This window comes from Brevundimonas lenta (assembly GCF_014196335.1).
Classification (GTDB): Bacteria; Pseudomonadota; Alphaproteobacteria; order Caulobacterales; family Caulobacteraceae; genus Brevundimonas; species Brevundimonas lenta.
The window spans coordinates 561488-588028 of sequence record NZ_JACIDM010000002.1; the positions used below are offsets into that span (position 1 = coordinate 561488).

Genomic DNA, 26541 nt, shown 5'->3' on the forward strand with positions numbered 1-26541 from the left:
CCCCCCATGCTCGACCTCGCGTTCGTTCTCGCCCTCTCGCAAAGCTGCGCGCCTTCGGTGGCCCCCCAGACCCTGGCGGCGATCGCGCACGTCGAGAGCCGGTTCGATCCCTTGGCGATCGGCGTCAATCGCAACGGCGCCCGCCCCGCTCGAGCGCGTAGTGCGACGGAGGCCGCGACGACGGCCCGTCGGCTCCTGAGCCGCGGCGCCAACCTCGATCTCGGGCTGGCCCAGATCAACAGCGACAACCTCGGCTGGCTGGGTCTGACGGTCGAAGAGACCTTCGATCCCTGCCTCAACCTGCGGGCCGCGGCGACGGTCCTTCGCGCGGGCTACCGACCCGTCGGCGAGACTCCGGCGCATCGTCAGTCAGCCCTGCGCGTCGCCCTGTCCCGCTACAACACTGGCGACGCCCAGCGAGGATTCCGCAACGGCTACGTCGCCAGGGTCGAGCAGGCTGCGGTCGACTTGAACCTGGCCGCCCCGCTTGCGGCGACCGCCGTCGAACCGTCCGACGCGCGCCTTCCCGAACCGCCGCTCCCGAACGCCCCGCCTGCCGCTTGGGACGTGTTCGCGCGCGGGCCCGTGCGGGTCGCCTTTTCCACTTCCGTCGACCGGAGCCACTGATGTTTCGTCCCCTGACCCTTTCACCCTTCCCGCGTCACGCCGGCGCGGCGGCCTGCATCGCGCTGGCCGCCACCTGTCTGTCGGCGCAGCCGGCGCTCGCCTCGGCCAACGTCGAAGGCCTGCTGCAGAACGTCGTCGACATGCTCACGGGCAATACGGCCCGTTTGCTGGCCGTGCTGGCGGTCGTGGTCGTCGGCATCCTGTGGATGTTCGGCCTGTTCGACCTGCGCCGGGCGGCGATCGTCGTCCTCGGCATCGTCGTGGTCTTCGGCGCGGCCGAGATCGTCAATCTGATCACGGGCGGCGCCTGATGACCGTCGCCGCGCCCTGGCTGTGGATCGGATCGGCGTCGGCCTTTCTCGCCCTGTGTCTGATGCTCGGCCTGAAGCTGATCTCGCCCAAGCGGTTCGCCCAGATCCTCGCCGGTCTCGGCTCAGGGCTGGCCATCGGCCTGGCCCTGTCGCGCCTGTCGGCGGGAGGGCCCCATGGCTGACGAACGTCTGACCGAGGATCCGCTGTTCCTGGCCTGCACGCGGCCGGCGATGATCCTCGGCGTGCCCATGGAGGCGATGGGCGTCAACGTCATCGTATCGGGCGTCGTCTTCCTCGTCGGCGGCAGCCTCCTCTATCTGCTCGTCGCCCCGGCCCTGCACCTGGTGTTCCGGGCGATCTGCCGGGCCGACCACAACGCCTTCCGGTTGCTCTTCGTCTATGTCGACACCAAGGGCCGGTCACGCAACGCGGCGCTCTGGGGCGGGAGCTCGGCGACGCCCCTCCCCCTCGTCCGCCGCTATCGTCTGGCGGAGCTGTCCCGTGGCTGAGGGCGGCGTTCCTCCGGCGCGGCTGCGGCGCGAGGCCGACGCCCGGCCGCACCTGCCCTACGCCCGCCACGTCTCGGACCATGTGGTGGCGCTCGACAGCGGCGCCCTGATGATGGTGTTCCAGGTCGACGGCGCCAGCTTCGAGACCGCCGACGCCCGGGACCTCAACGACTGGCACGTCAAGCTCAACCAGGCCTGGCGCAATCTCGCCGACGACCGTCTGGCGGTCTGGCACCATGTGGCGCGACGCCCGGTCGAGCTGGAGCGATCCGCCGGCTTCCGCTCGGCCTTCGCCGGGGAGCTCGGCGCCCTTTACGATGACCGTGTCGCGGGACGGCGGCTCTGGATCAATGAGCTGTTCGTCACCCTTGTGCTGCATCCGGGCCGGGACGCCGGCGATCGCGCCGCGGCGCTCGCCAAACGTCTGAGGGCGTCGCGCCGCAACGACGCCGAGGTCGAGTTGGCCCATATCCAGCGCATCGAGGAGGCCGGGCGCGACCTGGTGCAGTACCTCGGGCGCTATGCGCCGCGCCGGCTCGGCCTCTACGAACGCGGCGGCCTGTGGTTCTCCGAGCCGATGGAGGTCATGCGGCTGGTCCTGACCGGGCGCCGGTCGTCGGTCCCGATCGTGTTCGGCCACCTCGGTTCGGCAGTCTACACCGTGCGCGCCATCTTCGGGCGCGAGACGCTCGAGCTGCGGGACGCCGCCGAGGCGCGCTACGCCGGCGTCCTGGCCGTCAAGGAATACCCGGCCACGACCCGGCCCGGGCTGTGGGACGAACTGCTGAGCGTCCGGTTCGGCTTCGTGATCAGCCAGTCCTTCGCCTTCCTGTCCAAGGCCTCGGCCCGCGCCGTGATGGAGCGCAAGCAGAACCAGATGGTCTCGGCGCGGGACCGCGCGGCCTCGCAAATCACCGGCCTGTCGGACGCGCTCGACGACCTTGTCAGCAACCGCTTCGTCATGGGCGAGCACCAGGCCTCGGTCCTCGTCCACGGCGACACGCCAACCGCGCTAGCCGACCACCTGTCCAAGGCCCGCGCCATCCTCGCGGACTCCGGCCTCGTCGTGGCGCGCGAGGATCTCGGCCTGGAGGCGGCCTTCTGGTCCCAATTCCCCGGAGCCTTCGCCCGTCGCACCCGGCCGGCCGCGATCACCTCGCGCAATTTCGCGGCCCTGGCGCCCTTCCACGCCCATCCGGTGGGCAAGGCGCGCGGCAACCATTGGGGCGACGCCGTCGCGGTGCTGCGTACCACGGCCGGTTCGCCCTTCTGGTTCAACTTCCATGTCGGCGATCTCGGCCACACCTTCATCTGCGGGCCTTCGGGGTCGGGCAAGACCGTGGTCCAGAACTTCATGCTGGCGCAGTTGGAGCGGTTCGACGCCCAGCAGCTCTTCATCGACAAGGACCGGGGCGCCGAGATCTTTGTCCGCGCCTGCGGCGGGACCTATCTCGCCCTGCGCAACGGCGAACCGACCGGTTTCGCCCCCTTCAAGGCCCTCGCCCCCAGTCCCGCCAATCGCGCCTTCCTCGTCCGCCTGGTCCGGACCCTCGTCGCCCGGCCGGACGAAACCCTGACTGTGCCCCAGGCCCGCGCTATCGATCAGGGCGTGGCCGCGCTGGAGGCCCTGCCGCGTGAGCGGCGGTCCATCGCCGCCCTGCGCAGCCTCCTCGGCCAGGGCGACGCCGGCGGCGTGGGCGCGCGGCTGGAGCGTTGGCAAAGGGGCGGTCCCCTCGGCTGGGTCCTCGACAATGACGAGGACGCCCTCAGACTTGAGGCGCGCTTCGCCGGCTTCGACATCACCCAGGTCCTCGACCACGACGAGGTCCGTACGCCAGCGATGTTGTATCTGTTCCACCGCATCGCCGAGCGCGTCGACGGTCGTCGCCTCGTCCTCGACATCGACGAGTTCTGGAAGGTCCTCGGCGACCCGGCCTTCACGGAACTGGCCCAGGACGGGCTCAAGACCTGGCGCAAGCAGAACGCCCTGATGGTGTTCGGCACCCAGTCGCCCGCCGACGCCCTGCGCTCCCCGATCGCCCACGCCATCCTCGAACAGTGCGCGACCAAGATCTTCCTGCCCAACGCCCACGGCCAGGCGCGCGACTACATCGACGGCTTCGGTCTCACCCAGGAGGAATTCCGGCTGGTGCGCGAGGTCCTAACCCCGGAATCGCACCGCTTCCTGGTCAAGCAGGGCCACGACAGCGTGGTCGTCGAACTGGACCTGAGCGGCATGGACGACGCCCTGTCGGTCCTGTCGGGCCGCACCGAAACCACCGCCCTGCTCGACCGGCTGCGCGCCGAGCTCGGCGACGACTACGCGCTGTGGCGCGATCCCTTCCATGACCAGAGGAGGTTCCTGTGAGAACCCGCATCCCCTTCGCCGCGGCGGCTGCCGCCCTCGTCCTCGCCTGCGCGCCGGCTGTCCAGGCGCAGCAGATCGTCCACGATCCCCGGGCCTTGGCCCAGATGGTCGAGGAGGCCCGCACCACCCTGGACCAGCTGAGGGCGCTGCAGACCCAGATCGAGCAGGGCCAGCAGCTCTTCGACAGCCTGAACGACCTGTCCGGCGTCAACGCCCTCGCCGGCGAGCTCGGCCTGCCGCAGGTGCGCAATCCGCTGCCGGACATACGCGCGCTGCGCGCGGCGGCCGACGGCGATCTGTCCGCGCTCGGCGACCTGGCCGACCGGGCCGACGCCATCCGCCGCGACACCAGGGTCTACACGCCGCCCGCGGGCGATCCGGGGTCGGCGGAGGCCTATTATCGCGACAGCCTGGAGCGCGCCGGCGCAAGGACCGCGCGGGATCTGGCCATCGGCGAGGCGGTGAGCGGCGCGGCGGACCGGCGTCTTCAGGGCCTGGAGACGCTCCGCTCCGCCCTCGACACCGCTCCCAACGCCCGCGCCGTCATGGACCTCGAAGCCCGCCTCGCGGCCGAACAGGCGCTGATCCAGAACGAGCAGGTCAGGCTGCAGGGTCTCGCCCTGACCCAGGCGGCCGAGGCGCGGCTGGAAGAGCAGCGCGCGCGGGAACGGGCCGAGGCCGCCCGGGCGGCCCGCATGGATGTCTACGAACGGGCGTTCCGGTGAAACGGTCCGCGCTGGTCGTCGCTCTCGGCCTCGTCGACTGCGGGGCGACCGACCGGACCGCTGCAGACTTCGCCGCCGATCCCGAAGCGGCCGAAGCGATCGTGGCGGCCTGCGACGCCGGCCGCGAGACGGACGAATGCGAGGCGGCGCGGCGCGGTCTGGCCGACGCGCGGCGCGAGGCGCGGATGCGCGCCTATGAGCGGGTCTTCTGAGGAGCCCGACGATGAGCTTTCGCGTCTTCGAGCCCAGCTACGACTTCATCGACGAACGGCTCAACGTCTTCCTCGGCGACCGTCTGTCGTCGGTGGTCGCCGAGGTCGAGGGACCGCTGCGCATCGCCCTGGTCCTCTATGTCGTGCTCTATGGCGTCGCCATCCTGAGGGGCGCGATCAGCGAACCGGTGATGGATTTCGCGGTCCGGTCGCTGAAGCTGGCCTTCCTGTATTTGCTGGCGACCACGGCCGCCTATTCGACCTTCGTCACCGAGCCGCTGTTCACCGGCCTGCCCAACGCCCTGACCCGGGCCGTCAGCGGCGCGGACACGCCGAGCGTCGGCGCAGCCTTCGACCAGTTCTTCGCCTATGCGGCCTGGCTGGGCGAGGACATCTCGCGCGAGGGCTCGGCCTTCAATCCCGGGCCCTGGGTGGTGTCCGCCGCCGTCTTCATCATCGGCGCCCTGGCCGCCGCCCTCGGCTTCGGCGTGGTGCTGGTGGCCAAACTGGCTCTCGCGCTGCTCGTCACCCTCGGCCCCATCTTCATCGCCTGCGCCCTGTTCGACGCCACTCGCCGCTTCTTCTTCGGCTGGCTCAGCCAAGCGGTGAACTATCTCGTCCTGTTCGCCCTGATCATCGTCATCTTCCAGCTGGTCCTGTCGCTCGTGCGCGACCAGTGGGGCGCGATCCAGGGCGCCGACCCGATGATCGGCGGCCTGATCTTCATCGCCCTGTGCCTGCTCGGGGCGATCTTCTTTCTGCAGACGCCGGCCATCGCCGCCGGCATCGCGGGCGGCGCCAGCGCCGGACTCGCCGACTTCGCCAACGCCGCGGCCCTGGGCGGGAGCGGCTCCGGCCGCAGCCAGGGCCCGCAAGAAGCCAGCCGCCAGCCGCCCAGGGGCGGCGGCACCATTCGACCGAGAGGCGCCTGACATGACCTATCGCTCCCTCCTGTTCACCGGCCTGATGCTGCTGGGCGCCTGCGCCCACCGCGGCGATCCGGCGTTGCCGACTTGCGACGGCGCGGCCCGGCGACCCGCCAATCCCCACGGATCGGTGCTCGCGCCGCAGACCGAACCCCCATCGGTCCCCGAGGCCGTAACCTCGGACACGGGAGGCTGCGCATGAGCGGCGTCCCCTCTCCTGACCTGAAGCGCTACTTCACCGAGGCGCGACGCTGGGACCAGGACCGTCTGGCCTCGGCGCTCCGGTCGCGTCGCCTGGCCTGGTCGGCCGCCGCCGTGGCCACGGGTCTGGCGGTGATCGCGACCGGCGCGGTGGCGATGCTGACGCCGCTGAAGTCCACCGAGCCTTTCGTCATCCGGGTGGACCAGGCGACCGGCGCGGTCGACGTCATGCGCGGCCTCTCGGCCGAGGACGGGCCGGTCCGCTACGACGAGGCGGTCAGCAAATATTTCCTCGGCCAGTATGTGCGCCAGCGCGAGGGCTACCTCGATCCGGCCGCCGAGGACGCCTTCCGGCTGGTCTCCATCCTGTCGGCGCCGGCCGAACAGCGGCGCTGGGCCGACCTGTTCCGTGGCTCCAATCCCGCCAGTCCGCAGAACCTCTACGGCCGCGACGGCGAGGCCATCATCTCGATCCGCGCCATCGGCTTCATCAACGACGGCGTCGCCAACGTCCGTTTCCACCGCACGGTCCGCCAGGCCCAGCAGACCGTGGAGAGCGACTGGATCGCCACCATCGCCTTCACCTACACCCGCGCGCCGATGTCCGAGCCCGATCGCCTGAGGAATCCCCTCGGCTTCCAGGTGACGTCCTACCGCGCCGATCCGGAGGTCATCCGATGAGACGCGTCAGTTCCCTTCTGCCCCTGATCGCCGCCCTCGCCCTCGCGTCCCCGGTCGCGGCGCAAGCCCCGCTGGATCCGCGTATTCGCGAGCTCACCTATGATCCTGCGGCCGTCTACCCGATCGCCGGGGCGTTCCGGACGGCGACCCAGATCGTCTTCTCACCGGAGGAGACCATCCGCCATGCCGCCATCGGCGACAGCGTCGCCTGGGAGGTGGCCGCCGAGGGTTCGGTGCTCTTCCTCAAGCCTCGGGAACGCCATCAGGCGACCAACCTCCTGGTCGTCACAGAGCGCGACGGCGCGGTCCGGCACTACGCCTTCGAGTTGCTCGCCCGCGAGGCCGGCGACCGGACGGCGATCGCCTATCAGGTCCGGTTCCGCTACCCGGCCGACGAACAGGCCCAGGCGGCCCGCGCATTGGCCGTCCAGGCCGAGGCCGTGGAGCAACGCCTCATCGGACTGGAACTGGAGCGCGGCGTGGTCGAAGGTCCTCGCAATCTGGCCTGGTCCGCCCAGGGCGACGCCGCCTTGCAGCCGAGCGAGGTCAGCGACAACGGCCGCTTCAGCGTGCTGCGCTTCCCCGGCGTCCAGGCCCTGCCGGCCGTGTTCGAGGTCGGCGAGGACGGATCGGAGCGCCTGATCCCCTACGATGTCCGCGGCGAGTTCGTGGTGATCCACGGCGTGACCCGGGGTCTGCGGCTGAGACGGGGTCCGTCGGTCCTGTGCCTGTTCAACGACGCCTATGACCGCCGCGGCGTAGGCGTGGGCACCGGAACGGCCTCGCCGGTCGTCGATCGTGCGCCCGTCGCAGGCCGGTCATGAGCGCGCCCGATCCCACGCCGCCGGCCGACGCGCCTCGCCCGCCCTCCGCGCCGGCCGATCGCGGCGTCTCGCCGATCGCCGGACAGCTCGGCGGTCGTCAGGGCAAGGTCGTCACCCTCGCCGCCCTGGCCGTCGGATGCGGCGTCTTCCTGATCGCCAGCTGGGATCGCGGCGACGCCGGCGACGCCGAACCGGCCCGTCGCGACGAGCCCGCCCGGCAGACGACGCCGTTCGAGCCCGCCCGCCGCGAGGCCCCGCCCCTGCTGAGCGACGCCGCCGTCGATCCCGACGCGCCGACCCTGACCGGCGAAGAGGCTATCCCGCCATTGGAGGCCGCGCCCCGGGATCCGGCGACATCCCGGTCCGGCCCCAGTCCGGCGGAACAGCGGCGCGCCCTGGCCGAAAGCGCCCGGCGCGCGCCCGTGCTCGCCTATAGCCGGGCGGGCGGCGGCCAGCCGGGCGCGCCGCCGACCCTGACGGCGCCGACGCCTCCGGGCGAACCGACGTCGCTCGATCAGCTGCGTCAGCTCACGCCCGTGGGCCAGACGCGCGCCGGTCGCCTGCCCGACCGCAACCTGCTGGTCACGGCGGGGACCAGCGTGCCCTGCGTCCTGCAGACGGCCCTGGACAGCACCACGCCCGGCTATGTGACCTGCGTCCTGCCGCGAGACGTCTGGTCCGACAACGGCGCCGTGATCCTGATGGAGCGCGGCACCCGGGTTCTGGGCGAGTACCGCGGCGGGCTTCAACAGGGCCGACGCCGGCTGTTCGTCCTCTGGACCCGGGCGGTGACGCCGACCGGGGTCGCCGTCGCCCTCGCCTCCCCGGCCGCCGACGCCCTGGGCCGGGCGGGGTTCGACGGCGTGGTCGACACCCATTTCTGGGACCGGTTCGGCGGCGCGCTCCTGCTCTCCATCGTCGATGACGGCGTCTACGCCGCCGCCGGCCGGAACGACGGCGCATCCTCGATGGCCCGCGTCCCATCCGATGCGGCGAGCGTCGCCCTCCAGGGTTCGGTCGAGATCCCGCCGACGCTGCGCCAAGGCCAGGGCGCCGAGGTGTCGATCTTCGTGGCCCAGGACCTGGATTTCGCCGGGGTCTACCAGCTTCGGCCGCGCTGATGGACGACACCTCGGTCCTGGATCACTACCTCGCGCCGCTCCGACCCTTCCTGGAGCCGGCGGACGTGACCGAGGTCGTCATCAACCGGCCCGGCGAGGTCGGGGTCGAGGCGGACGGCGCCTGGCGCTGGACGGAGGCGCCCGAACTGACCGAGGCGTGGCTGCGCACCCTGGCGGTGGCGGCCGCGGCCTACACCCGTCAGGACGTGGGCCCTGAACAGCCGATCTGTTCGACCACCCTGCCCGGCGACGTGCGCTGCCAGATCGTCCTGCCCCCGGTGGCGGCGGACGGCGGCCTCTCCCTGACCTTGAGAAAGCCGTCGCGGCGCCGTCTCGGCCTGAAGGAGTTCGCGGCGGCCGGCCTGTTCGACGAGGTCGCCGACGCCCAGGCGGACGCCACGGACCTCGTCGACGCCGAACTGATCCGTCTGCGGCAGGCCGGCGACTGGCCGGCCTTCCTCACCCTGGCGGTCACCGCCCGGCGCAACATCCTGATCTCGGGCGCGACCGGCTCGGGCAAGACGACCTTGGCCAAGGGGCTGATCGAACTCATCCCGGACCATGAGCGCCTGTTGACCATCGAGGACACCCGCGAGTTCGTGGTGCCGCACCGCAACGTCGTCCATCTGGTCTATTCCAAGGACGGTCAGGGGTTGGCCAGGATCGGACCGAAGCAGCTCCTGGAAAGCGCCCTGCGCATGCGCCCGGACCGCATCCTGTTGCAGGAACTGCGCGACGGCACGGCCTTCTTCTATCTGCGCAACGTCAACTCGGGCCATCCCGGGTCGATCACCACGGTGCATGCGGATTCCGCCGCCCTGGCCTTCGAGCAGCTCACCCTGCTGGTGCGGGAATCCGAAGGCGGACGCGACCTGCCGCGCGCGGACATCCGCGCCCTGCTGCATCTGCTCGTCGACGTCGTCATCCAGATGAAGAAGATCGATGGGCGCTTCCGCGTGACGGAGGTCTGGCATGACCCGGTTCGCAAGCGCCAGCCCGGGAGCTAGGGCGACGGCGGTCGCCCTCGGCGGTCTGGGCGCCGTGAGCCTTCTGGCCGTCCTCGCCATCCTCATCGCCTTGGTCGGTCTGGGCCAGTTCTCGGACGCCGTCGACCCGGCCCGGGTCCCCGGCTGGCTCTGGTATTATCGCCAGGACCCCGAGGTGCGCCGCTGGCTGACCGTCGGGGTCTCGGTTTCGGGCCTGGTCGGCGGGGTTCTCGTCGCGGCCGTGTTGCTCGCCCGACGCCGCCCCTTGCACGGCGCCGCCCGTTGGGCCTCGGGTTCGGAACAGCGGCGCGCGGGGCTGCGGGCGCATCGCGGCATCGTCCTGGGGCGGGCCGACGGCGGCTTCCTCATCGCCGACGGTCCCGAGCACGTCATGCTCTACGCCCCCACCCGCACCGGCAAGGGCGTCGGCGTGGTCATTCCCAACCTCCTGGCCTGGCCGGACTCCGTGGTCGTGCTGGACATCAAGCGCGAGAACTTCCTCGCCACGGCGGGCTATCGCGCCGAGGTCGGCCAGACGGTGCATCTGTTCGACCCCCTGGCGCGCGACGGCCGCACGGCGCGCTTCAACCCGCTGGGCCATGTCGATCGCACCGACCCGATCGCGGTGCTCGACGAGTTGCAGCGCATGGCGATGATGCTGTTCCCGGTCCACGAACGCGCCGACCCCTTCTGGGCGGAGGCGTCGCGGACCGGGTTCATCGGCGTCGGCGGCTATGTCGCGGCCACGCCCGACCGCCCCTTCACCCTCGGCGAAATCTTCCGCCAGCTCACCGCCGGCGACGCCCGCACGCGGCTGCCCCGGATCGTCGCGGCCCGGGAACAGGAGGGTCGTCCCCTCCCCAGACCGGTCGTGGCCGCGCTCACCGACTTCACCAGTTCCAGCGAGAACACCTTCGCCTCCGTGCGTCAGTCGATCACCACCCGGATGGGGCTGTGGCTCAATCCGCGGGTCGACGCCGCCACCTCCGTCTCGGACTTCGACCTCCGCGACCTGCGCGGCGGCCGCCTCTCCCTCTATCTGGGCGCCACCCCGGACAACATGCTGCGGATCCAGCCGCTCTACGCCCTGCTCTTTCAGCAGCTGGTCGATCTGAACAGCCGCGCCCTGCCCGGCCCCACCGACCGCCCCGCCCTGATCGTCCTCGACGAGTTCGCCCGTCTCGGGCCGGCGCCGGTCCTGGCCCACGCCTTCGCCTGGGTCGCCGGCTACGGGCTGCGGCTTCTGGCGGTGCTGCAGAGCCCGTCGCAGCTGAGGGCGATCTACGGCCCGGACGTGGCCGAGGAGGTCATGACCAACTGCGGGGTCGAGATCGTCTTCGCGCCCAAGGAGCTCAAGATCGCCCAGGAGCTCAGCGATCGGCTCGGCGCCTATACGACCGACGGCCGCAGCCGCAGCCGGCCGACGGGGCTCAGCCCGGGTCGGCGCAGCACGACCGTTTCCGATCAGCGTCGTGCTCTCATGCTGCCCCAGGAACTGATGCAGTTGCCGCAGACAGCCCTGATCGTCCTCACGGCCGGCCTGCCCCCGGTGCGGGGCCGGAAGATCGCCTATTTCCGGGAGCGCGTCTTCCAGCGCCGACTGCGGCCCGCCCCCGATCTGGCGCCGGTCGCCGCGCCGGCATCGCCCCCCGCTCTGGAGGAGGATCCCATGGATTTTGACGTCATCGCGCGCGCCTTCGCCGCCGAAGGCCTGCCGCCGCCTGAGGCCGGGGCGGATGAAGACGCCGTCGGCGCCTGGCTGGACCGGGTCGTCGATACGGCCGTGCTGGAGCGCGAGCCGTGAAGACCCCTGACACGGCCCCGCCGTCCAACCGCCTCGGTCCCGCGCCGGGCCCGGCCGGATCGCGCCGCTCCACAGCCAAGGGCGACGTGCCCGAGGCGGTGCTCGACCGCTATCTGGTCGAGCGCGACCTGCGGGGCCGGCCGGAGCGTTTCTTCCGCGATCATCGCGCGGCCGAGCCGATGTTCCGCGACCGCGGCCGCTCGCTTGTCTCCAACCAGGCCTATCCCGACGCCGTCATCGACATGCTCAAGATCGCCCGCCACCGCGGCTGGGACCAGGTTCGGGTGTCCGGAGATCCGGCCTTCCGTCGCGAGGTCTGGATTCAGGCCCAGGCCTTGGGGCTGGAGGTGAAAGGTCATCGACCGCGCGAGCGCGATCGGCAGGCCGCCGGCGAGCCACACCGCCAGACCCCGCCGGACCTCGGCGCGCGGCTCGACCGCGCCGCCGTGGTGGTGCGCGCCCTCATCGCCGATCCGGCCGCTCAAGCCCGCCTTATGGCCCGCGCCCTGACCCGGGCCGCCGAGCGGGCTCCGCAACCGGAGCAGGTCCGCGAGCAGCGAACCCGAACCCGGTGACCAGACGCCAGACCTGTTGATGATCGAACAACCCCGATTGACTAACGTCTATGTTCGCTATTTGTTCTCATCATGCCTGTCCGAAAGAAAGTCCTGGTCGAGTGGCAAACCGCGGGGCCGCGCCGGTCCTACTTCGTGCGCCCCGGTTCCCGATCGAGACCCTGGATCTGGTTCAGGGACGGTCACATGCCCCATTTCGACGAACCGAAAGCCTGGTTCATCGTCGAGAAGCGCGGCAGCTACTGGGTGGCGGTCGAACGGGTCGATCAACCCTGAAGACCCTGTCCCGGTGCTTTTCGTATTCGGCCTGACTGTGCCACGCTGGCGGCATGTGCAACCTCTACAGCCTGTCCAAGCATATCTCGGCGATCCTCCAGATGGTCGCCGCCATGACCAAGGACATCGGCAATTTCGGCCCGATGCCGGCGGTCTTCCCCGATTATTCCGGGCCGATCCTTCGTGGCCAGGCTGACGGCTCCCTGCTGCTCGCCCGGGCCCGTTGGGGCATGCCGAGCAGCCGGAAGGCGCTGCTCGAGGCGGCCACCAAGCGGGCCGACAAGCTGCGGGCCAAGGGCAAGCCCTTCGATTTCGACGACCTGCTGCGGATGGAGCCCGACAAGGGCACCACCAATATCCGCCGCACCGAGAGCCGGCACTGGTGGCCCTGGCTCGCTCCCGAGAACCGATGTCTGGTCCCCTTCACGGCCTTCAACGAACCCGATCAGGTCAGTCGCGGCGACAGCGTCTGGTTCGCTCTGGGCGAGGATCTCCCCCTCGCCTTCTTCGCCGGCGTCTGGACCCCGCATGCCTGCGTCCGGATGATCAGCAAGGGATGGGAAGAGCTGGACGCCTACGGCTTCCTGACGACGGACGCGAACGCCGACGTGGCGCCCTTCCATCCCAAGGCGATGCCGGTGATCCTGCGAACCGCGGAGGAGCGCGACGTCTGGATGCGGGCGCCCTGGAACGAAGCGCAGGCCCTTCAGCGGCCGTTGCCGGCGGGCGTCCTGACCATCGTCCAGCGCGGCGGCAAGGCGCACGGCGAAGACCCCGTGTCCTAGAAGTGGTTCTTCAGGAGTGGGGAGACCGAGAAGGCGGGGAACCAAAGGCCGCCCCTCACCCGGTTCATCAGCTCCCAGTACATGCCGAACGCCAGGGGATCGCGGATCTCGCTCGGGACGTCGAAACTGTAGTCCCCGTCGAACCGGTCGCCGCTTCGCCAGGCCCGCGCATATTCCGGTGAGAGATAGTCGAACAGCGCCCGTCGGATCTGGTCCAGGAATTCACCGATCGTGCTGGCGTGATAGGAGAACACGTCCGTGTAGAACCAGTCCTGGAAGTTGGGCAGGGCGCGATAGACCATCCCTTCGTCAACGACATGGCCGTGCCGCGCGAGCATGGCCTTGATCTGTCTCACCCGGGCGTCGAGCCGGGAGAAGTTGTGCTTGTTGGCGTCCCCTACGACCTTGAGCAGCCAGACTCGCGAGACGCGCAAGTCCAGGGACAGGTCCAGTTCCGGGAGCCAGACCGCCGGACAGTGGCATTCCGCGTTAAGCCAGTCGGCGAAGCCAGAGGCCGCGGTGGCCAGGCCTGACGCCTCCGCGCCGAGTTGCGGCTGGCGGCAGATGGCCTCGAGATAGAAGAGATAGGTGCGGTCGGTCTCCCGCGCGGCCTGCCCCGAAGGCGCAAAGGCGAACGGCAGGGCGGCCTGTCTCGGCTGAGCGAGAAAGTCGGCCAGCAGGATCGCGAAGATCCGTTTGTGCGAGCCGGACTTGAACACCAGATTGGTCGGGCGCGAGGTCACCGGAGACTGGAAGACCTCCAGATTGACCATGTCGTCGATCATGTCCCAGACGGCCTTCAACAGGATCGCCTCCTGCTCGACGCCGGCGTAGGTCATCGTCAGGCCGCCGCCACGGCGTTGGCGCGCCGGGCGAGATCCTCGCAGGCCTCCATCAAGGCCTCGAACGGTTCGGCATCCGCCTCAAGCAGACCGTCCTCGACCATCCGGCGATAGTCGTCTCCAAGAGCGTCCAGGGACGCGCCCTCCGGTTTCAGCCGCAGGCCGCCGGCGATCGCCCGGCCGTAGTCGATCTCCTCACCGTCGACGGTCGCGCGGAAGAACATGGCCTTGTGCCGCGCAACCGCCTGGGCCACGGCGCGATCCGCGATCGCGGTCTCGGCGAAGCCGGCGGCGTCCAGACGGGCCAGGTCATGCCAATGGCGAGAGAAACGGTCTCCCCGCAGTCGGCCCTGCGCGCAGTAGACGTGGGCGGCGGTGGCCTTCTCCCAGAAGGTCCGCTCGGCCGCCATCACGCGCGGCGTGGCGGTCGGGAACGCGACGCCTGCCAGGTGGGCGGCCGCATCGCAAACCACAGGACGCGGCGCGCTGGGCTCGCCCGTCGCGCGGGCGCCGAACTCGAGCATGACGCTGGGCGAGACATAGCCCGTTCCCGTGCTCGTCGGCGCATAGTCCACGAAGGCCTTGGCGCCCTCGATCCGGACCACGGCGGCGACGCCGTCCGCAGCTAGTCGCGCTTCGAGCATCGGTCGAGCCTCCCCCTCGACCCACAGCGGCAACAGCCGCTCAACGTCACGGGTCCAACGTCGCTCTTCGGCGCGAGTCTCCGGCACAGGGTCCTCGGCCGCGCCCGCCAGGTCCGGGATAAGCCGGCGGATGTCGTAGGTCAGGTCGATGTCTTCGGAGAACCGCTGGATGACGTCATAGGCCTTGGACAGGGAGGTGCCGCCTTTGAACACCAGGCCTTCGCCCAGCGGCGCCTCGAATAGGGCCCGAAGCGCCCAGACGACCCAGACGTCCTTCTCCAGCAGATGAGCGGGACGCCCGGACTCGGCCGCCGCCGTCGCGAGGGCGTCGATCCGGTCCTCGGCCGGGAGCTGCAGGAAGACGTCAGACATGCGCCGCCTGGCTAACCGAGCGCGCCAGCCAAGTCGGCAGGCGCGGCCCGACGGACACGAGTTCGCCGAACGCCGAGGGCCCCAGCTTTCGCTTCAGGGTTTCGAGCGCCGTTCCGGCCTTGTCCGGCCCGAGCCAGGACAGGGCGCGAACCGCCTCGCCGGCCGGACGATCGGCCAGGAGCAGCTGCCATGCGGGCGCATGCTGGAATTCCACCGTCTGCTTGCCGACACTGAAGGTGCGGCTTCTCCCATTGGTCAGATAGACCATGCGGATCGGCACCTGGGTGGTCAGGCCCAGGGCGTTGGCCGCCGCCGCACCGTTGGAGGCGACGACCTCGCCGCGCTGTTCGCTCACGGCGCGCACCACCTTTTCGACCGAGGGGGTGCGGGAGCCGAAGCGGCTTTCCAGCGGGCGCATGTAGAGGCCGCGACCGGCGCGCATGAGCCGGCCCCGGCGAACCAGCCGCGACAGGGCCTGGTCCACTGCCGCGCGCGTGCCCAGGTGCAGCAGCGACTTGGCGGCGATCGGCGCGCCTTCCGGCAGCGTCGAGGCGCGCTCCATGATCTGATCGGCGAGTACTTGCATGACAACCTCAGTGTCAGAAATATAGGATAACTTCTGACACTTCGCAAACGCGGGGCCGGCGACTTCGATAACGGCCGGCCTAGCGCTCACGGGTCCGGCCAGGGTCGCGCTGTGTCTCGCCCCTCTGTCGCAGCGCCTGATCCCGCGTCATCGGCGCCGGTCTCTCCCGCACGAATCGCTCCACCAGAGCGGCTAGGGCGCGATCCCCGACCCGTTCCGATCGCGCCAGACGCAAGGCCTCGGCCACCAGGACGCGCCGGATAGCCAACTCACGCGTACGGATCGCCTCCAGCCACGGCGCGTCGGCTCCGCCCGTGGTCAGCGCCGCGCGATAAGCGGCGGCTAGCACTTCGGGCAGAGGCCCCTGCCCCGCGGCGAACCGTTCCCGCATCTTGCGCACCGGGATGCGTTCGGCCTTGCGGGCGACGCCACGCGTCCGGCGCGGCGTCGCCTCGGCCTCGATGGATCGGTCGCGAAGCGCGCGGGCGAACCCTTCCCGCCAGGTCTGCAGGTCCGCCTTGCGCGGATTCAGCCGCTCGCCGTCCTGCCCGAGCCTTCGCACCGTCAGATGGACATGCGGGTGCCGACCCTCGTCATGCAGGGCGAAGAGATAGGGAAAGCGTTCGCCGAACGTCCCGGCCGCGAAGGCTCTCGCCGCATCATGCAGGCGGACGGCGTCGGTCCCCGCCGGCATGCTCAGAATGATCGACAAGGTGATCGAGGCGTCCTGTCTGCGTCCCGGCTCGAGCACGAACTCCTCGGCCCAGTCGCGCGCCAGATCCCGCACCTGTCCACGGCCTTCCAGCCGCTCTCCGTCGGGGCCCTCCAGGGCCAAGGCGCCGTTGCGGCTGATGTAGTCCAGGTGCGCTTTCAGATGGGCGCCGTCCCGGGTCCGGCCGGTGATCTTCACCATCACCTCCGGCGCTCGCCGCGCCACCCGCGTGAACCGGGCGGACGGACCGTCTCCGCCCCCGCGAGGCGGACGCAGCACCGCGGAAGTGATCCGGGCGCGCCGGAGATCGACGGGCGGCCGCAGCACCTCCTCGAATCCGCGCGATGACTGGAAGTCCGTCACGAGGCCGGCGCCCAGTAGGCGAGATTGCCCTCGAAGGCCTCACCAAGTGCGTCGACCCAAGCCGAGATTTCGGCCTGGAAGGCGCCGAGTTGAGCCAGCTCCAGATCTAGCACCGCGCCGTCCATCACGGTGGTGTTCAGGGCCCGGGCGATCTGGTTGACGTTCACGCCGATCCGCCTCAGCTCGCGGCGCACCTCGATCAGGGCCAGAGCTTCGGGCCGGCTGAACTGCGGCCGATCGTGCAGGCGACGACGGATGAGCGCCGCGCTCCATTGGGTCCGCGAGAGGCCCATCGCGGCCGCCTCGACCTCCAGGAGACGCAGGTCCGCTTCGCCCAGACGCAGGGTCAGCTTGCCCGACCTGGCCGTGGGCGGCCCTTCCCGCGGCGTCGGCAGAGGCGCTTGGGCGGCGCCTTCCATGAGCCGTCGAAGGAGCCGAGAGCGTCCGCCCTGATCGGCCGCGGCGGCGTCGAACCGGTGGGTCAGGTCGGGCGGGAGGCGAAGGGTGATGCGGTCCATCGGAGAGCGGGTTTGTCAGACATTGCCGGCGCAAAGCCTATCCTGCCCTAGACCGTCACCCCCCTCGCCCCGTAGGCCTCCGGTGCTGCCCGCCCTCCCCTCGGCGTCCCAAGCGGCCGCTCGCCCGCCGCCCCGAAGGGCGCCCCAGCCTGGGCGGGGCGACACGATGACGGCGCAAAGATCGAGCGAGAATCGTCGCATCAGTAGGCGAAGAAAGGCTCCGACGAGCCCCTCGGAGGCGTGAGCATGGACCCGACAGGCGCGGCCGAACGAGAGCCCATCGACGTCAACGCGATGCGGCGGCCCTCCATTCTTCGCAACGGCCTTCATAGGGCCGACGTCGCCTATGTCCTTCACTACGACGAGACCAACAACATCCGGCGGCTGCATCTGGAAGCCAACGCTTTCAACGTGCCGGTGCTGAACTGCTGGGTGCTCGGCGGGTTCGGCCGACGGGACGCGACGCCTATCGATCTCGGCCCCCTAAGAACCCGCGCCCGAATCCAGTCCAACGCGGAGGAGCTGCATTTCGGCCTCTTCGGCAAGGGTGCCTTTCCGACCGTGCTGGGGTCGCGAAAGCTGGAGGTGTTTCTCGAGTGGGCGATCGAGGAAGAGCTCCTGGTCCACTACCTCGCGCTCGACCCCTTCTACTGGTCGGTCGTCGATGTCGTCGACTCGGTGCTGGCTGCCGGCGAGATGCCGGACGGCTTCGACGAAACCTTGAAATCGGATCTCTCGACCGTGCTTCGCGCCGACCGGGCCCGGACCGCGGCCCTTATGTCCCGGTTCGACTACCCGGACCTTCTTCCGGAAAACCGGCACGCCTTCATGAGCGCGCTTATCGACTTCGCGAGCGACTACTCTGACCACCTCGACCACTTCGGCTATCAGATGCTCCGCGGACTTCTTCAAATGGGTCGCCACAACCCGTTGCCCTTCATCGAGGGCGGTACGGCACGCGTTCTGATCGACGGTTTCAGGGACTTCTTCCTCGAACGCATCTGCATCCTGAAGAACGCGAGCCACATCTTCGACGCCGAGGATGTCGTCTCCAGCGAGCTCACCGCGATGACGCTAACCGACAACGGAGCGCCGTTCTGCAACTACCGCTTCGTCATGCGGTCGCACGACGAACCAGGGGTCCAGGTTTCGGACGTGCTGGTCGGTCTGCTGGGACGGTTCTTCAGCTGGGTCTCTGCAAGCACCGACGAGGATGTCGCTGACCTCAAGGCCAACCTGTCGCCGGCCCAGGCACGAAACCGGGAACGCCTGATCCGACTGCTCGAGGCCAGCTACGCGGAGAACGCGGCGTTCACCCATACGATCGTCAGCCTCGCGGACCGTCAAAAGGCCGCCGTCTTCCTCGACTTCTGAACACCGTCGAAGGCGGAGCGGCGGCGCGGTCCCCGCGCCGCCGTGGCCCTTGGATCAGCGGGACCAGATCAGGCTGTGCCCACCTTCGATCTCGACCAGCGAGGCGTAGATCGGCGCCGGGAAGCTGGGATCGTCGAGCTTGACCGACAGGTACTCGCGGTTCTGCTGGCTCGTCTTCTTCCAGGCGGCGCCGAACTCGGTCTGGCCGGAGAAGATGCGGAAGTCGGGGGCCTTGTCGTCAGTCTTCTCGTTGGCCCGCAACTGGGCCGCCTTGACGTTGAGGGTCAGGGTCTTGATCGAACCGCTGTAGCTGCCGTCCGCTTGCTGGGTGAAGGTGCCGATGGTGGCCATGGAAGTCTCTCCTTGCTGATGTCGGGCCACGCCTGCCGCGGCCTCGATGGCGATCGGCGGATCGGAGACCGGACGGCCCGCAGGGCGAGCACGGCGAGACCCCGCAGCGCAGCGGAGGACCGGGAGAGCCGCTTTCTTGCCTCGCGAGGAAGGCCGTCAGGCCGGGGAAGAAAGCGGCGCGACCGGTTGCGGAGGCCGGACGGGCTTCGGTCAGATCAGGCCATTGAGAGGCCGCGCAAGGCTGGCCGTTGCAGGTAGGACGACCATGGTCACCCACGCCTGAACCAGGCGGGCCAGTCACGCCGGTCGTAGGGATCATGCCGCCAGTGTCGACGCAGCCGTTGTGCCACGAAGGGTTCGCCTAGGCCCCACCGCTCCAGCGTCTTCTGAACCTGTCCCCGTTCGATCAGCTCAAGCCGGGACGCCGGTCGCCGACACGCCGCACACCGAAACCGGCCAGCGAACCACAGTTCGCCGACCGCGATGGCGCGCGGGATCACAGGCAAGGCGGCTCCATCGATCGATTGGGTCCTGCCGCAGGGCTCACAGGCGATGCGCAACAGCAGACCATGCCGCCGAGCGGACTGCACCGTCACGAGGCGCGGGGGAGACGGCGGCCCAAACGGCCTGTGCATCTAGAACCAAAGCTTGAGCGCGGCAGGCGAAATCGATCCCTCGGCCTGATCTCCATTGTCGGTGTAGGAGACGGACGCCACTCGATGCCCGCACTGGCATCGGAACCGGTAGGATGGCCCGCTGGCCGGCCAATATTTCGGTGCGCCGAAGACCGGACGCGGATCCATCAAGACCGCATGATCACACAGCGGACTGTCGCACCGCACGACCAGACGCCGCCCAATCCGTGGAACTACGTCTTCTCGCGGCACCCGCCGCGCGCCCTGTTCTCTCACGGTCCGCTCCGATCCAGCCAACCGACCCGGCGTCGGGTTACGCGGGATGGCGACGTGATCGCAAGGTCTTTGTTCTCTATTTGTTCGAATTGCTGTGGAAGCTAGGCGCGCGTCGAGGCGGGATCGTCGGGCGCTGCTGGCGCGTGGGCGACCTCGTTCATGAGAAGCGCGGCATAGGCGGCGCGCGCGTCGTCGAACGCGGCCTTGTCGCGCCTCAGATGCGGGGCCTCTCGAAGGGACCTTCCGGGATGGATCAGATTTCGCGTCTGGCGCAGGTTCCGAAGCAGGCCCTCGACTGAGAATACGAAATCATCGTCTTCCAGCACGCCGATCCAGCCGGCCTCTCTCGCGACTTGGACCAGATTGTCGAGTGTCCACTCGACCGGGTCCGGCTTCCGAGGCCGCTCCTTCGCAGGGAGAGATTGTCGCGCCTCTTCGGCGACGACTGGCGCCCTGAGACACCACAGGAGCAGACGTCCTTCCACCGCCGCGCCCCACATCAGACACCCGGACAGATAGGCTCCTGCCGCGCCCGCCGTTTCGGCTTCGCTCTCGTAGTGGGCAATGAGGGTCGCCAACGCAGTGTGGCGATTGTCCTTCTCGAAGACCGATCGGCGCCCCTCTTCCCGCAACGCGTCGTATCGATCCGGGTGCTGCTCTCGAAGATCGGCGAGTTCGGCCTCGCCGAACTCCCGCATGACCCCGATCAGCTTGAGATCCAGGCAGGCGGAATAGGCCTCCGAGAGCTCGCGATACTCCGGGGGCTCGTCCTCACTCGCCCAGTACTGGTCATCGGAGAGGCCGTGCGCCCGGGTGACCCGCTGCATCGCGGCGTCGATCGGACCGAGGTCTGCGCTGTAGGCGCCCTCGGTCCACCGATGATCGGAGACCATCTCCATGCGGCTGCCGACTTGGAGCACATATTCAGCGAACGTGATCTGCCCGGCCTGTCGAAGGGCTCTGACTAGGTCGAGGTAGCGACGGGCCGCGTCAGCATCGCCGTAGTGAGACCGTTCCTTCCCCTGCATCTGAAGGGCAAGCTGATGAGCGACCAGTTGCCCTTCAGCTCGATCCCGGAGATGCCGCATCGTGGCGTCTCGCTCTCCTTCGTCGACCGAACGCAGGGGCGTCGGTCGGCTCCAGAACCGGCGGCGGTCCTTTTCATCGACCGCCATTCAACGCCTGCGCGCCGCCGCGCGCTCCCGTTCGACCCTGTCGCAGACCCCAACGAAGTCCTCCTCGATGAAGCGATCAATGATCGAGCTCGTCGCCGCGGTCAGACCCATCTTCCTGATGGAGCTGGAGACGATCTCCTCCAGGTCCGCCTTGATGCCGCGTGTCCAGCGCAATGGCGTGCGCCGCGCCGTCATCATCGCCGAACTGAATGCTCCGTTCGTCGTGATGATCCTGTCGCGATCCCAAGTCGCACGCTCCTTCAGGCCGTTTATGAGAAACGCCCGGATATCGGCGGGCAGCCAGTCACTGTCGGGCGCGAGGAGCCAAAAAATGTACTCCAGCTCTTCGTAGACGCTCGCCGAATGGTCGCCGCCCAGGCCCACCATCCATTTCTCGGCGACCTCGACAGCCGAGTGTCGACCGAACTCGGGGTGCCGAAGGGCGAGTTGCCGATCGCACATCGCCTCGGGAAACCGACGGTCCGGTTGCGTGCGCCAGCGCTCCTCGGACTCGCGGAGCAGGTCGTCGAAATCATCGGCGAACTCCGCCGAGAACTGAGGGATGAGAAGCTGCGGCGCGTAGTTCGCCAAGTGCTGGGGATAGTCGTGCGCCGCTTCGGTCAAAGCCGGATCGCCCCGAACGAAGGCCAGCACGTCGTCGGGATGGGTGATCTGGCAAATCTTCCGATGCTCCGCCTGGTGCTGCCAGTCGAGCTGAAGCGCGGTCCAGGCGATGTTCAGCCCCCGCCGGCGCCCTTGGCTGCCGAGGCGCTCCGGCAGCGGAAATCGCCATGGCACAGACCACATCGACGAGACGGCGTGTTCCTGGGCCTCGACCATGTCCAGCCACCACTCGTCCGAAATCGGCGGCGGCGACCAGCCGAGGCGGATCAGTTCGTCGCGGGCCACCATCAGCGGGCTTTCCTCAGGACGGATCGTCCGTAGAAGGTCCGCGCACATGCGGTCCATCCCGACCGACGACCGGGTGGCGACGACGTCCGCCAAGGGCGGCGAATAGGCGACGACATCCGACAGCTCGACATCATGCCAGATAGGCAGGACGAGTTTGCGGCCTTCACTCATCTCCCGCGCCACCAGCCCGTTCATCTCGCGCTGGGTCCAGCGCTTCTGGAAGAAGGCGGGACTGACGATCACCACGCCATACCGGCAGCTCGCCAATCCGCGGTCGATCGCCTCCCGAAGGCTGTCGCCGACCTTCATTGAGAACTCGTCGTACCAGACGTCGAGGTGCCACTCGCGAAGCGCTTCCGCCAGCGGTCGCGCGACCGCGTCCTTGTCCTCGCTGGCGTGGCAGATGAAGACGTCGTGCTGGATCATCCGATCTCATCTCGCTTACGCGGTGGCGGCGAGATGATCCCGGCGGCGATCAGGTTTTCGTCCACGAGATCGTAGAGGACGCTGGTGATCCGATCGATGCAGCCTTCCGGATCGGCGAGGATCTCCTCGCCGCTGAAGGTCATGACGCGGAAGCCCTGATCGACAAGCGCCTGCTCGACTCGAAGACGACCAGGCAGTCTCTCATTCGGCCTTTTGCTGTCAACGAACACGGCTAGGCGCCGCGCGTGCTCGTCATGTCGGGTTTCGAACGCGACATTCGGATGCAGACCGTTGCCGAGCGCCGGTTTGACGACCATCGTCGTCCGCCACCCTGACTTCGGCAATCGATCCCAACCGTCCCTCAATTCGACGTCGTTGTAACCGTCGGTCGCTGTCTCGAGGAAACCCAGCAGGATCGCTTCGGCGAGCGGAAGAGATGCTGTGTCGCCAAGCCAGTTCTCGAACTTGGTCTGCGCTCGATCCGATGCAACTTCATGCAAGCGGTCACGGACTGCGTTCTCGACGCTTTCCCGATCAGGATAGCGCGGGTCAATCGTGATCGGCGACCAGGGCCGCACGTCAAACCGGAGTGCGGCCAGCGCCAGCCGCAGCATGGCGGGAGGCTGGCGTCGGCCCGCTTCCCAGTCCTCAATGGACCGGCGCGACCCGCCTAGTTTTTCAGCCAGCTCTGCTTGGGTGAGATCCAGGTTCTGGCGAAACGTCCGGAGCTCATCCGGCTCCATATCGAGAAGTTCAGACATGCCGGACGATACCACGCAATGCGTGGTCTTAAAGCGTGAATCCACGCATTGCGTGGCTAATCGAGTGGGTCGTATGGATTGCCAGCCAAGAGCCACTTCGCGCGTTCAATCACCCGCCTGAGCCGAGGATTGATGTCGCCTTGGCTCTCTGACTGCCGGAGATCGTAGTCCAAGGGACCGACCGCTGCTTCGGCAAGTGAGCCGATGGAATCACGCCCCTCCTCTTCCGCTGCGGTTTGGTCGTTGGTCATGATGGCCATGAACGCCATATCCATCGCATCCTGGCGCTCCTCCAGCTTAGCCAAGCGATGTTCCGTGCTAGGCGTCGGCATTGGTCAAACCATTCGTATCGTCCCCGGCTTCAATGCGAAGTTGGACGATCCGCTTCTCGCATACTGCCGTGGTCAGAGTACGCAGGACCTCGACCCGCTCCGTCAGCCAAGCCAACTCCTCGCCGCTGATTTTGTAGTGTTTGGAGTAGCGGGCCTTCACATAGGCCTCGCGCAGAAGTTCGAAGCAGCGGCGTTCGAACTTGGTCTCGCGAGGCCAGGCTTCGGCCAGCCGGGCGTCGATGGCCTCGGTCTTCTTGCGGAGGAAGGCCAGGTTGTGGGCCTTGCCACTGTACAGCGTCACCACCAGCAGGATGCAGTGGTAGAGGTGTTCCGCAGTTTGATGGAGCATGAATGCCGCCCAGTTGGGCTGGCCTGTCTCGATCGAATGTTGGGCTATGGCTTGTGCGCCGGTGGCGCTGGTCATCCACTTCTCGAAGTGCTGCTCCGCCTCCTCCAAGGCCGCTGCAGCTTTCAAATCTGCGGGCTTGTGCAGCTTGGTGCCGGGCGTGTCGTCGAGGACGATTCCCTCGCGTACGATGTCGGCGAAGAAGTAGCGCCCCCGATCCAGCTGCTCGTTCACATCATCAAGGCTGTGCACGATGAGGCTGACGGGGGTGCGGATGTCCGGCCCCAGCGGCATCAGCCGGTTCTCGGCGTCATGCCAGAACTCGCCGTCGGTCAGGTCTTCATGATCGACGACGACCAGAAGGTCGAAGTCGGAGAAATACCGCCCGACCGGGTCGTGGACCCAGTCGCCGCGCGCGTACGATCCATAGAGGATGATCTTGAGGATCTTGCCGTTCTTCAGGCGCGCGGCGCGGCGCGTCGAGATGGCCTCCTCGAACGCAGCCTGGATGACGTCGACGACGTGGCGCAGTTCCGACTGTTTGCGCAGCGGCAGATGATCGAGGCTTTTCTTCACCCGGGGAGTCTCCCCGACCGCCCTGCTCCCGGCAAGCGTATTCTCATGGATAAGCGGCCTCGCGTCGTGATGTCGTCCAGTCTACAGCGTTTCGCGCCATCACAACTGCAGGAAGAGCCTCACCCGTGACGAGAGAGCATCTGGGACCCGCGCTCGGGATCGGAATCGTATTCGTGGCGATCTGCCTGCTGATCGGTGCCGACGCATTCGTGCCCGGGTTCGCGGCCCGCGTGTCCTCGATCCACAAATGGCAGGACTTGGCCGGGGCCGCCATCGCCCTGCTCGCCGCCTTCTACGGGGCCAATTATGTACTGTCGCAGATCAGGCAGGCCGACCGGATCGAGGCCGAACGAAACCGACGGGCCGCCGCGGCCGCCCGCGCCGTGCTGCCCCTCAGCCTGAACGACATCTCTGAATACGCTCGCGCCGTCATCAAGGCGGTCTCACCCCTGCTCGGCCGGGTCGGCAAGATCAGATTGCCGCGCGGCGGCTTGGTCGAACTGCCGGTGCTGCCCACCGAGTTGGTGCGCGATCTTCAGGCCTTCATCCTGACGGCGCCCGACGAACCGGGCGAGCAGGTCGCCCAGATCATCTCCGAACTCCAAGTGTTGGCGACGAACGCCGACGCCGCGTGGCGAAACCTGCAGACGCCTCGTGGGGACGCGGTGATGGCGGACACCATCCAGGTGATCGTCGCCCGCGCCGCCCTGATCGACGCCCGGGTCTCCATTCTGTTTCCGTACGCCCGGCGAGAGACCGACGACACGCCGCGCGTTCGTCCGAAGGACGTGGCGACGGCGCTCAACATCTCCGGCCTGTATCCGGAGGTTTTCACCGAGATCGCCCGCTTCGCCGAACGCCTGACGGGTCGGGCGCCGCTGACCTCGCCGGACAAACCGGCCTAGCCGTCCTCAGCCTCATCTCGCGGCCACCGGTCCCGCTGGTTGACCTCGGCGAAGCGGCGGCCTTGATCGATCAGCCACGCGAGATGGCCGGGACGCTGGGCTTCCTCGATGTGGTCTTCCCAGACCGCCTCCAGCTGCCAGAGATTTATGTCGGACTCGCGGTTCGAACGCAGAAGTCGCCTGCGGTCGTAGAACAGGTCCAAACATCGGCGGCGGTGGAGGTCGTAGTCCTCGATCGCCGCCATGACCTCGAAATTGTCCTTCGCGCGGCGCGCGGCGGCCTGGCGATCGTACTCCGGCCGCTCGTGCGGCGTGACCGACATCAGCAGGTCCCGGACGTCGGCGACGCTGAGGCAGTCGTCCGTCAGGTTCTGGCCGGTCTGCTTGGCGTCCGTGATGATCAGACGGCAGTCCTTGCAGATCCAGACCGTCTCATGATTGGCGAAGGTGAGACCGTGCTCGTACCAGCCGTTCCGGCGCCACAGGGCGTCCGGATCGGCTTCGGCCAGGAAGACGCGCCGCCGGTGGGCGCCGGCGGTCCAGAGGCCGCTTTTCGGCGACTTGCGAAGCATCTCGAAGCGGGATCGGTCACAGGCCGCGCATCGCCAGTCCTCCGCCGGCGCATGCCAGAAATCTCGTTCGTGCTGGCTGGCGATGAACCGCGCCAGATCCTCCAGAGTCGGGACCGAAACGGCTTTCCTCGAGGGCTTTTTCACCGACGACGCAAAGCCGTCGCGCTGGATAGAGCGTTTCTCGACCGCGCCCGCCAGCCATTCAACCTGCATTCTGGGATGCCCGGCCGCGCTGAGGACATCGGTCAGAAGCGTGGCCTTGTAGTGAGGCGTATAACCGGATCCCTCGCGGCTGTGCCGGCCCTCGGCGACACGTCGGGCCATGACTTCCATAAAGGATAGCCGGTCCCGGACGTCGTCAGCAACCTCAAGCCAGACGGCCCGCGCGATGTCGGGATCGACTTCATGAGGACGGTTGTGGGCGATCCGGATGAATCTGGCGATCTCGGAGGGTGCGAAGCTGAACTCCGGATGCACGACGCCCGCCAGCGCCGATTTGGCCGCTCCGTCGGCGGCGTTGCAGTCGCTGCAGACCAGCGTCGGATGGAACCGCTCGCCGAGGGCCAGACAGGCCTGGATCGCGCTGTGAAGCGCGTCCTGCCTCGCCCGGTCGGGCTGCTTTTGCTGGCCGCGCCACAGAATGCGCGCGCCCTCGTCGCCGAGATGGTCGTGGTGTCGGTCGAGCTGGCAAAGCACGACGCCCGCCGGCGTCAATCGGGCGATCTCGGGCTTGTATCGTCGGCAGACCGGACAGCACCAATCGGTCGGCGTGCCGGCCCAGTTGCCGTTCAGGTCGAGCGGCTTCGCGCCCAGAGCCGTCAGAATCGCCTTGGTCTGTCGACTCCACCGACCGTCGAAGGAGGGCAGGAAACGCTCGAGCGTCGGATCGTCGGCGAAGTCGAAGTCGGGCAGTTCGAGAGGCTGCATCCCT

At 68.5% G+C, this 26541-nt stretch carries 30 protein-coding genes; 18 read left to right on the plus strand and 12 right to left on the minus strand.

The genetic code is table 11. The features are described from left to right. The first annotated feature begins 6 nt into the window (after positions 1 to 6). The 16 genes from GGR12_RS10295 to GGR12_RS10370 all read left to right on the plus strand — a co-directional run bounded on the left by GGR12_RS10295 (position 7) and on the right by GGR12_RS10370 (position 12932). Complete coding sequence (locus GGR12_RS10295; RefSeq protein ID WP_183204318.1) at positions 7 to 627, plus strand: lytic transglycosylase domain-containing protein; 621 nt, start codon at positions 7 to 9, stop codon at positions 625 to 627. Next, positions 627 to 938 (plus strand): TrbC/VirB2 family protein, encoded by a 312-nt coding sequence (locus tag GGR12_RS10300; protein ID WP_183204319.1) that lies wholly within the window; start codon positions 627 to 629, stop codon positions 936 to 938. Before GGR12_RS10295 ends, GGR12_RS10300 begins: the two co-directional genes overlap by 1 nt. Beyond that, on the plus strand, positions 938 to 1120 hold the full coding sequence (locus GGR12_RS10305) for a hypothetical protein (protein ID WP_183204320.1): 183 nt from the start codon (positions 938 to 940) through the stop codon (positions 1118 to 1120). The genes GGR12_RS10300 and GGR12_RS10305 overlap by 1 nt, the downstream gene beginning before the upstream one ends. Continuing rightward, a complete protein-coding gene (locus tag GGR12_RS10310) occupies positions 1113 to 1448 on the plus strand; it encodes a VirB3 family type IV secretion system protein (RefSeq protein WP_183204321.1) in 336 nt (111 codons plus the stop codon). The genes GGR12_RS10305 and GGR12_RS10310 overlap by 8 nt, the downstream gene beginning before the upstream one ends. Further along, on the plus strand, positions 1441 to 3816 hold the full coding sequence (locus GGR12_RS10315) for a VirB4 family type IV secretion/conjugal transfer ATPase (protein ID WP_343053206.1): 2376 nt from the start codon (positions 1441 to 1443) through the stop codon (positions 3814 to 3816). Before GGR12_RS10310 ends, GGR12_RS10315 begins: the two co-directional genes overlap by 8 nt. Then, complete coding sequence (locus tag GGR12_RS10320; RefSeq protein ID WP_343053207.1) at positions 3813 to 4541, plus strand: TrbJ/VirB5 family protein; 729 nt, start codon at positions 3813 to 3815, stop codon at positions 4539 to 4541. Before GGR12_RS10315 ends, GGR12_RS10320 begins: the two co-directional genes overlap by 4 nt. Next, the gene (locus tag GGR12_RS10325) at positions 4538 to 4753 is read left to right on the plus strand and encodes a hypothetical protein (RefSeq protein ID WP_183204323.1); all 216 of its coding nucleotides are present in this window, start codon (positions 4538 to 4540) and stop codon (positions 4751 to 4753) included. The genes GGR12_RS10320 and GGR12_RS10325 overlap by 4 nt, the downstream gene beginning before the upstream one ends. 11 nt (positions 4754 to 4764) lie before the next feature. After that, complete coding sequence (locus GGR12_RS10330; protein ID WP_183204324.1) at positions 4765 to 5685, plus strand: TrbL/VirB6 family protein; 921 nt, start codon at positions 4765 to 4767, stop codon at positions 5683 to 5685. A gap of 1 nt (position 5686) precedes the next feature. After that, the gene (locus GGR12_RS10335) at positions 5687 to 5881 is read left to right on the plus strand and encodes a hypothetical protein (protein ID WP_183204325.1); all 195 of its coding nucleotides are present in this window, start codon (positions 5687 to 5689) and stop codon (positions 5879 to 5881) included. Beyond that, positions 5878 to 6561 carry a VirB8 family type IV secretion system protein gene (locus tag GGR12_RS10340; RefSeq protein ID WP_183204326.1) on the plus strand — a complete coding sequence of 228 codons (684 nt, stop codon included), beginning with the start codon at positions 5878 to 5880 and terminating at the stop codon, positions 6559 to 6561. The genes GGR12_RS10335 and GGR12_RS10340 overlap by 4 nt, the downstream gene beginning before the upstream one ends. Further along, positions 6558 to 7385, plus strand: a complete 828-nt coding sequence (locus tag GGR12_RS10345) for a TrbG/VirB9 family P-type conjugative transfer protein (protein ID WP_183204327.1) — start codon at positions 6558 to 6560, stop codon at positions 7383 to 7385. Before GGR12_RS10340 ends, GGR12_RS10345 begins: the two co-directional genes overlap by 4 nt. Continuing rightward, positions 7382 to 8506 (plus strand): type IV secretion system protein VirB10, encoded by a 1125-nt coding sequence (virB10, locus tag GGR12_RS10350; RefSeq protein WP_183204328.1) that lies wholly within the window; start codon positions 7382 to 7384, stop codon positions 8504 to 8506. Before GGR12_RS10345 ends, virB10 begins: the two co-directional genes overlap by 4 nt. After that, on the plus strand, positions 8506 to 9513 hold the full coding sequence (gene virB11, locus GGR12_RS10355; RefSeq protein ID WP_183204329.1) for a P-type DNA transfer ATPase VirB11: 1008 nt from the start codon (positions 8506 to 8508) through the stop codon (positions 9511 to 9513). Before virB10 ends, virB11 begins: the two co-directional genes overlap by 1 nt. Continuing rightward, the gene (locus GGR12_RS10360) at positions 9479 to 11296 is read left to right on the plus strand and encodes a type IV secretory system conjugative DNA transfer family protein (protein WP_183204330.1); all 1818 of its coding nucleotides are present in this window, start codon (positions 9479 to 9481) and stop codon (positions 11294 to 11296) included. Before virB11 ends, GGR12_RS10360 begins: the two co-directional genes overlap by 35 nt. Continuing rightward, positions 11293 to 11871 (plus strand): LPD7 domain-containing protein, encoded by a 579-nt coding sequence (locus GGR12_RS10365; RefSeq protein WP_183204331.1) that lies wholly within the window; start codon positions 11293 to 11295, stop codon positions 11869 to 11871. The genes GGR12_RS10360 and GGR12_RS10365 overlap by 4 nt, the downstream gene beginning before the upstream one ends. A gap of 329 nt (positions 11872 to 12200) precedes the next feature. Beyond that, positions 12201 to 12932: an SOS response-associated peptidase family protein gene (locus GGR12_RS10370; protein WP_183204332.1), complete on the plus strand. Its 732-nt coding sequence runs from the start codon at positions 12201 to 12203 to the stop codon at positions 12930 to 12932. On the opposite strand, the gene GGR12_RS10375 is transcribed toward GGR12_RS10370, so the two are convergent. The 5 genes from GGR12_RS10375 to GGR12_RS10395 all read right to left on the minus strand — a co-directional run bounded on the left by GGR12_RS10375 (position 12929) and on the right by GGR12_RS10395 (position 16969). Continuing rightward, positions 12929 to 13771 carry a hypothetical protein gene (locus GGR12_RS10375; protein WP_183204333.1) on the minus strand — a complete coding sequence of 281 codons (843 nt, stop codon included), beginning with the start codon at positions 13769 to 13771 and terminating at the stop codon, positions 12929 to 12931. The two genes, GGR12_RS10370 and GGR12_RS10375, sit on opposite strands and share 4 nt — an antisense overlap. 2 nt (positions 13772 to 13773) lie before the next feature. Beyond that, positions 13774 to 14790 (minus strand): nucleotidyl transferase AbiEii/AbiGii toxin family protein, encoded by a 1017-nt coding sequence (locus GGR12_RS10380; protein WP_183204334.1) that lies wholly within the window; start codon positions 14788 to 14790, stop codon positions 13774 to 13776. Then, positions 14783 to 15376 (minus strand): DUF6088 family protein, encoded by a 594-nt coding sequence (locus GGR12_RS10385; protein ID WP_183204335.1) that lies wholly within the window; start codon positions 15374 to 15376, stop codon positions 14783 to 14785. Before GGR12_RS10385 ends, GGR12_RS10380 begins: the two co-directional genes overlap by 8 nt. A gap of 79 nt (positions 15377 to 15455) precedes the next feature. Then, positions 15456 to 16289 (minus strand): relaxase/mobilization nuclease domain-containing protein, encoded by an 834-nt coding sequence (locus GGR12_RS10390; protein ID WP_246328844.1) that lies wholly within the window; start codon positions 16287 to 16289, stop codon positions 15456 to 15458. A 158-nt stretch (positions 16290 to 16447) separates the two neighbouring features. Further along, entirely contained in the window at positions 16448 to 16969 is a 522-nt protein-coding gene (locus GGR12_RS10395) for a MobC family plasmid mobilization relaxosome protein (RefSeq protein WP_183204336.1), read from the minus strand. 246 nt (positions 16970 to 17215) lie between these two features. Here GGR12_RS10395 and GGR12_RS10400 point away from each other — a divergent pair, with 246 nt between their 5' ends. After that, the gene (locus GGR12_RS10400; RefSeq protein WP_183204337.1) at positions 17216 to 18343 is read left to right on the plus strand and encodes a hypothetical protein; all 1128 of its coding nucleotides are present in this window, start codon (positions 17216 to 17218) and stop codon (positions 18341 to 18343) included. A 54-nt stretch (positions 18344 to 18397) separates the two neighbouring features. Here the strand turns inward: GGR12_RS10400 and GGR12_RS10405 are convergent, their stop codons facing one another. The 6 genes from GGR12_RS10405 to GGR12_RS10430 all read right to left on the minus strand — a co-directional run bounded on the left by GGR12_RS10405 (position 18398) and on the right by GGR12_RS10430 (position 24133). After that, complete coding sequence (locus GGR12_RS10405; RefSeq protein ID WP_183204338.1) at positions 18398 to 18694, minus strand: DUF736 domain-containing protein; 297 nt, start codon at positions 18692 to 18694, stop codon at positions 18398 to 18400. A gap of 1012 nt (positions 18695 to 19706) precedes the next feature. After that, positions 19707 to 20780, minus strand: a complete 1074-nt coding sequence (locus GGR12_RS10410) for a hypothetical protein (protein ID WP_183204339.1) — start codon at positions 20778 to 20780, stop codon at positions 19707 to 19709. Continuing rightward, positions 20781 to 22118 (minus strand): TIR domain-containing protein, encoded by a 1338-nt coding sequence (locus tag GGR12_RS10415; RefSeq protein WP_183204340.1) that lies wholly within the window; start codon positions 22116 to 22118, stop codon positions 20781 to 20783. Further along, positions 22115 to 22879, minus strand: coding sequence for a helix-turn-helix domain-containing protein (locus tag GGR12_RS10420; RefSeq protein ID WP_183204341.1), 765 nt, complete (start codon positions 22877 to 22879; stop codon positions 22115 to 22117). The genes GGR12_RS10415 and GGR12_RS10420 overlap by 4 nt, the downstream gene beginning before the upstream one ends. Positions 22880 to 22935: 56 nt before the next feature. Then, positions 22936 to 23184 carry a hypothetical protein gene (locus GGR12_RS10425; RefSeq protein ID WP_183204342.1) on the minus strand — a complete coding sequence of 83 codons (249 nt, stop codon included), beginning with the start codon at positions 23182 to 23184 and terminating at the stop codon, positions 22936 to 22938. 13 nt (positions 23185 to 23197) lie between these two features. Beyond that, complete coding sequence (locus GGR12_RS10430) at positions 23198 to 24133, minus strand: HEPN domain-containing protein (RefSeq protein WP_183204343.1); 936 nt, start codon at positions 24131 to 24133, stop codon at positions 23198 to 23200. Between the two features lie 173 nt (positions 24134 to 24306). Here GGR12_RS10430 and GGR12_RS10435 point away from each other — a divergent pair, with 173 nt between their 5' ends. Continuing rightward, on the plus strand, positions 24307 to 25038 hold the full coding sequence (locus GGR12_RS10435; protein WP_183204344.1) for a hypothetical protein: 732 nt from the start codon (positions 24307 to 24309) through the stop codon (positions 25036 to 25038). Here GGR12_RS10435 and GGR12_RS10440 read toward each other — a convergent pair. Next, complete coding sequence (locus GGR12_RS10440) at positions 25035 to 26537, minus strand: hypothetical protein (protein ID WP_183204345.1); 1503 nt, start codon at positions 26535 to 26537, stop codon at positions 25035 to 25037. The genes GGR12_RS10435 and GGR12_RS10440 overlap by 4 nt on opposite strands. Between the last annotated feature and the right edge of the window lie 4 nt (positions 26538 to 26541).

What these genes read in the sequence shown, in the direction of transcription:
- GGR12_RS10295 (WP_183204318.1), top strand. Translation starts at nt 7, where the DNA reads ATGCTCGACCTCGCGTTCGTTCTCGCCCTCTCGCAAAGCTGCGCGCCT.
- GGR12_RS10300 (WP_183204319.1), top strand. Translation starts at nt 627, where the DNA reads ATGTTTCGTCCCCTGACCCTTTCACCCTTCCCGCGTCACGCCGGCGCG.
- GGR12_RS10305 (WP_183204320.1), top strand. Translation starts at nt 938, where the DNA reads ATGACCGTCGCCGCGCCCTGGCTGTGGATCGGATCGGCGTCGGCCTTT.
- GGR12_RS10310 (WP_183204321.1), top strand. Translation starts at nt 1,113, where the DNA reads ATGGCTGACGAACGTCTGACCGAGGATCCGCTGTTCCTGGCCTGCACG.
- GGR12_RS10330 (WP_183204324.1), top strand. Translation starts at nt 4,765, where the DNA reads ATGAGCTTTCGCGTCTTCGAGCCCAGCTACGACTTCATCGACGAACGG.
- GGR12_RS10335 (WP_183204325.1), top strand. Translation starts at nt 5,687, where the DNA reads ATGACCTATCGCTCCCTCCTGTTCACCGGCCTGATGCTGCTGGGCGCC.
- GGR12_RS10340 (WP_183204326.1), top strand. Translation starts at nt 5,878, where the DNA reads ATGAGCGGCGTCCCCTCTCCTGACCTGAAGCGCTACTTCACCGAGGCG.
- GGR12_RS10345 (WP_183204327.1), top strand. Translation starts at nt 6,558, where the DNA reads ATGAGACGCGTCAGTTCCCTTCTGCCCCTGATCGCCGCCCTCGCCCTC.
- virB10 (WP_183204328.1), top strand. Translation starts at nt 7,382, where the DNA reads ATGAGCGCGCCCGATCCCACGCCGCCGGCCGACGCGCCTCGCCCGCCC.
- virB11 (WP_183204329.1), top strand. Translation starts at nt 8,506, where the DNA reads ATGGACGACACCTCGGTCCTGGATCACTACCTCGCGCCGCTCCGACCC.
- GGR12_RS10360 (WP_183204330.1), top strand. Translation starts at nt 9,479, where the DNA reads ATGACCCGGTTCGCAAGCGCCAGCCCGGGAGCTAGGGCGACGGCGGTC.
- GGR12_RS10370 (WP_183204332.1), top strand. Translation starts at nt 12,201, where the DNA reads ATGTGCAACCTCTACAGCCTGTCCAAGCATATCTCGGCGATCCTCCAG.
- GGR12_RS10375 (WP_183204333.1), bottom strand. Translation starts at nt 13,771, where the DNA reads ATGACCTACGCCGGCGTCGAGCAGGAGGCGATCCTGTTGAAGGCCGTC.
- GGR12_RS10380 (WP_183204334.1), bottom strand. Translation starts at nt 14,790, where the DNA reads ATGTCTGACGTCTTCCTGCAGCTCCCGGCCGAGGACCGGATCGACGCC.
- GGR12_RS10385 (WP_183204335.1), bottom strand. Translation starts at nt 15,376, where the DNA reads ATGCAAGTACTCGCCGATCAGATCATGGAGCGCGCCTCGACGCTGCCG.
- GGR12_RS10390 (WP_246328844.1), bottom strand. Translation starts at nt 16,289, where the DNA reads ATGGTGAAGATCACCGGCCGGACCCGGGACGGCGCCCATCTGAAAGCG.
- GGR12_RS10395 (WP_183204336.1), bottom strand. Translation starts at nt 16,969, where the DNA reads ATGGACCGCATCACCCTTCGCCTCCCGCCCGACCTGACCCACCGGTTC.
- GGR12_RS10400 (WP_183204337.1), top strand. Translation starts at nt 17,216, where the DNA reads ATGGACCCGACAGGCGCGGCCGAACGAGAGCCCATCGACGTCAACGCG.
- GGR12_RS10405 (WP_183204338.1), bottom strand. Translation starts at nt 18,694, where the DNA reads ATGGCCACCATCGGCACCTTCACCCAGCAAGCGGACGGCAGCTACAGC.
- GGR12_RS10410 (WP_183204339.1), bottom strand. Translation starts at nt 20,780, where the DNA reads ATGGCGGTCGATGAAAAGGACCGCCGCCGGTTCTGGAGCCGACCGACG.
- GGR12_RS10415 (WP_183204340.1), bottom strand. Translation starts at nt 22,118, where the DNA reads ATGATCCAGCACGACGTCTTCATCTGCCACGCCAGCGAGGACAAGGAC.
- GGR12_RS10420 (WP_183204341.1), bottom strand. Translation starts at nt 22,879, where the DNA reads ATGTCTGAACTTCTCGATATGGAGCCGGATGAGCTCCGGACGTTTCGC.
- GGR12_RS10440 (WP_183204345.1), bottom strand. Translation starts at nt 26,537, where the DNA reads ATGCAGCCTCTCGAACTGCCCGACTTCGACTTCGCCGACGATCCGACG.